This window comes from Fulvivirga aurantia (assembly GCF_009711475.1).
Lineage (GTDB): Bacteria > Bacteroidota > Bacteroidia > Cytophagales > Cyclobacteriaceae > Fulvivirga > Fulvivirga aurantia.
The window spans coordinates 1-2,523 of the sequence record NZ_SMMD01000416.1 but is presented as its reverse complement, the minus strand read 5'-3'; the positions used below and the strand labels follow the sequence as shown (position 1 = coordinate 2,523).

Below are 2,523 nucleotides of genomic sequence, written 5' to 3'. Positions count from 1 at the left end.
AGTAATTATTTTTCGTAAACCACCTCGCCATCGACTATAGTCATCATAACTTCTGTTTCAAGTAGTTTTGAATCATCAACTGTCATTATATCTTTTGAGAAAACCGTAAAATCGGCCAGTTTACCCACTTCTATAGATCCTTTTATATCTTCTTCAAACGCACCATAGGCTGCATCTAATGTATAAGATCTTAGTGCTTGCTCGCGTGTCATCTTTTGCTCTGGCTCGTAACCTCCTTTCGGAGTACCTTCAAGCGTTTGCCTTGTTACACTCGCATAATAACTCGCTATAGGATTTATAGGCTCTACTGGCACATCTGTTCCGTTTACAATTGGCACACCTGACTGAAGAAGTTTTTGCCACATATAGGCACCCTCTACAATACGTTTCTCTCCAAGACGATCGATCGCCCATGGACGGTCAGAAGCCATATGGATAGCCTGCATAGCTGGAATAACATTTAATTCAGCAAATCGTGGAATATCATCCGGGTGAAGGTGCTGAGCATGCTCTATTCTAAAGCGGTGATCATTTGCAGCATCAGGATTTGCATTAATGGCTTTTTCGTATCTATCAAGTATTTCCTGATTGGCCCTGTCTCCAATTGCGTGAGCACATACCTGAAAGCCGTGTTCTAATCCTTTTTTAGATGTTTCTGCTACAAATTCCATAGGTAACGTCTCATGTCCAAAATGACCTGGTCTGTCGGTATACTCTTCTAATAACCAGGCTCCCCTCGAACCCAAAGCACCATCGCAATTGAGTTTAATAGATCGGATGGTCAACCAGTGAGCGCTATCAACCATAGGGCCTTTTTCATACCACTCTTTGAGTAGCTCTTTGTCCCAGCCAGTGAGCATGGCATATATTCTAACACCTAACTTATCCTGTGACCTAAATTCTTTGTAAAGGTCAATGGTTTCTCTACCAATACCAGCATCATGAAAACTCGTGATACCATTACGATAGCACGCCTTTACGGCTAATTCGAAAGCTCTACGGTCTTTTTCTGGTGTTGATTCAGGAATGTGTTTGGCGATCAGTGTCATCGCTCGTTCATTAAATATCCCTGTTGGGTTTCCAAGTTCATCTCTAATAATTTCACCCCCTTCAACATCAACCTCCTCTAAACTTTCTGTAGACATCGGTAAAACGCCTGCAATTTCCATAGCTTTTGCATTTGCAATAGCCGCATGACCGCTGGCGTGTCTTAAGAAAACAGGATTGTCAGGAGAGACTTCACTAATTCCATTATGAAGGTGGAAAGCCATCGATCATTTCTGGCGCTGGTGTCCATTTACTTTGATGCCATCCTCTACCTGTAATCCATTGGCCGGGTTCAGCTTTTTCTGCTGCTTCCTTTACTTTTTGCACAAACTCGTCATAGCTTTTTACATTAAGTAAATTAAGGTTGAGCTCATTATAGCCCAGGCCCATAAAATGACCGTGTCCTTCAATAAAGCCTGGGGTAAGTGTTTTCTCATTGAGATCTATAAGCTTAGTTTTATCTGAAACCCAACCAGCGGCCTCGTCCATAGAGCCAACAAATACGATTTTATTATCTACAACACCAATAGCCTCAGCAGTGGGTTGTTCATCATTCATGGTATAAATTGTACCCCCTTGGATAATTAGGTCTGCGGTCTTTTCTTCAATATCTTCGCAGGCGCAAAATGCAACAGCCAATAAAATTGGAAGTGCCTTGAGTAATGTCTTCATTAATTTTCTCTTATATTCAACATTCGATTGATTGAGGTAAGATATCAATCAAATTCATAAATAACTAAACCAACTATTTATAATGAGTTTTAAATCATGTAAGCGGTATATAATTGGCTTTTTAATACTCTTTACATTTGCAGCAAACCAATCTCAGGCTCAGGAAGTAGGTCTCTCATTTTCTTATTTCGTACCCAAAGATGGTTATGTATCTACTCCTGTGAGCCCTTTTTCAATTAGAGGTGTTGGGGTAGATCTAAACCAATATATGGCTATACAAACCGGCTTTTCCTTGTATAGAATGTCAGGTTTGAATATTAAAGACATTGATGATTTCGAAAGTAAAGAGCCACTCTTAGGGCCTAATTTTACGATCATGGTGCCATTAGAATTTGTAATACAATTTATAGGCAAGAGGCAAGAGTTTAGGCTAAAAGGGGGCGGATTTAGTTTTTATGGCTTCTCCAACAAACTGAACTATGGAAATATCGATGATGCCATAAAAAAAGCAGAAGGTTGGGATGTAGCCAATGCAGACTTTGACTACAACCATGGTATAGGCCTTGGCTACTACTTCGGAACTGAGTACGTAATACGGGTTACTAACCAATGGGGACTCTCGCTGGAAGCTAATTATTTTATCGGAGACGCTGATATTGAATTAAATGGCTCATATACTGGTGGCAACATGACAGGGCCTCTTGAAACCAAAGCCGTAGACTACCCTGACTCCAAAGTAGATTACACAGGCTTAGAAATATCAGTAGGTATCCTTTTTGGGTCCTAACACAATAGAATAACAAC

Annotated in this window: 3 protein-coding genes; 1 reads left to right on the top strand and 2 read right to left on the bottom strand. The window is 40.4% G+C overall.

Features of this window, described 5'->3' with window-relative positions; translation table 11 throughout:
• Window positions 1-5: 5 nt before the first annotated feature.
• Window positions 6-1,271 carry an amidohydrolase gene (locus E1176_RS02450; protein WP_343030494.1) on the bottom strand — a complete coding sequence of 422 codons (1,266 nt, stop codon included), beginning with the start codon at window positions 1,269-1,271 and terminating at the stop codon, window positions 6-8.
• On the bottom strand, window positions 1,252-1,719 hold the full coding sequence (locus E1176_RS21325; protein ID WP_343030493.1) for an amidohydrolase family protein: 468 nt from the start codon (window positions 1,717-1,719) through the stop codon (window positions 1,252-1,254). The genes E1176_RS02450 and E1176_RS21325 overlap by 20 nt, the downstream gene beginning before the upstream one ends.
• Before the next feature lie 82 nt (window positions 1,720-1,801).
• On the opposite strand from E1176_RS21325, the gene E1176_RS02445 reads away from it, so the two are divergent.
• The gene (locus E1176_RS02445; RefSeq protein WP_155208987.1) at window positions 1,802-2,506 is read left to right on the top strand and encodes a hypothetical protein; all 705 of its coding nucleotides are present in this window, start codon (window positions 1,802-1,804) and stop codon (window positions 2,504-2,506) included.
• The last annotated feature ends 17 nt before the right edge of the window (window positions 2,507-2,523 follow it).

Coding starts and splice junctions, on each gene's coding strand:
- E1176_RS02450 (WP_343030494.1), bottom strand. CDS start 1,271: ATGGCTTTCCACCTTCATAATGGAATTAGTGAAGTCTCTCCTGACAAT.
- E1176_RS02445 (WP_155208987.1), top strand. CDS start 1,802: ATGAGTTTTAAATCATGTAAGCGGTATATAATTGGCTTTTTAATACTC.
- E1176_RS21325 (WP_343030493.1), bottom strand. CDS start 1,719: ATGAAGACATTACTCAAGGCACTTCCAATTTTATTGGCTGTTGCATTT.